Raw genomic sequence first — 308 nt, 5'->3', positions numbered from 1 at the left:
GCAGGCCCGCGATTTGCTGCTGGCTCGTGGGGCTGCTATCTCGCCGCAATGGCGCGCAGCGCTCCGCTTCCTGCGGTGGCCGCTGAGCCCAGCGGAAGTCACGGCCACCCAAGCTCGGCGGCTTCGCGAGATCGAGGAGGATCGGCTTCGGCGGGCGCACGCCGCGAAACTCGGGGTGGACATCCTCCAGGCAATTCGGACGGTGATGGACGGCGGCCGGCTACCGCTCTCCCTCTCGTTAGAGGGGGTGACTGTCAGCATTGGCTGGGGCCTGCGGACATCGGATGGTGAGCGCAGGAGCATCAGCC

Annotated in this window: 1 protein-coding gene; it reads left to right on the top strand. The window is 68.5% G+C overall.

Features of this window, described 5'->3' with window-relative positions:
- Positions 1-308, top strand: a 308-nt coding sequence (locus RVY79_RS18745; protein WP_317466063.1) for a hypothetical protein, incomplete at both ends; no start/stop codon positions are given.

The organism is Chromohalobacter sp. HP20-39, from assembly GCF_033052815.1.
GTDB lineage: Bacteria > Pseudomonadota > Gammaproteobacteria > Pseudomonadales > Halomonadaceae > Chromohalobacter.
The sequence above is the reverse complement of the archived record's forward strand: the minus strand, read 5'-3'. Positions and strand labels throughout refer to the sequence as shown.